Raw genomic sequence first — 426 nt, forward strand, 5'->3', positions numbered from 1 at the left:
TGTTATGGTTAGTGGGGCTGCATGTTCACCTGCTGATCCAATTCGCCTAGCTCTTCAAATAGTTAAAACTAAACCCGGTGTTAAGCGTGTAAGTGGTGGATTTTTTCTGTGCTTACGTGATAAGGTTTGGTATTTTGCTGATTGCGCAGTAAATCCCAATACAACTCCTGCAAATCTAGCCGAAATTGCAAGTGTTAGTGCTGCTACTTATAAGGCTGTCTCTTATACTCATATGACGCTGCCGACGTTATGCAGTGTGTAGATATAGGTTGATATTGTTTCACTTTTCAAACACTTTTCCGAACTTTCTTAGTTATTACCTTTTTATTTTTTACTTTTCACTCACCCTCTATATTACACCTGTACTCCTTGTTCTCATCATACTCTACCTCACCTCTTTGTTCTCTGTTATTTGTATTTCAACAT

General features: G+C 38.3%; 1 protein-coding gene. It reads left to right on the forward strand.

Translation table 11 applies throughout. The annotated features are described in order from the left end of the window. On the forward strand, positions 1–262 hold a 262-nt coding region (locus KJR01_RS09860; protein ID WP_250325188.1), incomplete at its 5' end, for a phosphate acyltransferase. Positions 263–426: the final 164 nt, after the last annotated feature.

The organism is Campylobacter sp. 2018MI10 (genome assembly GCF_018501175.1).
GTDB lineage: Bacteria > Campylobacterota > Campylobacteria > Campylobacterales > Campylobacteraceae > Campylobacter_E.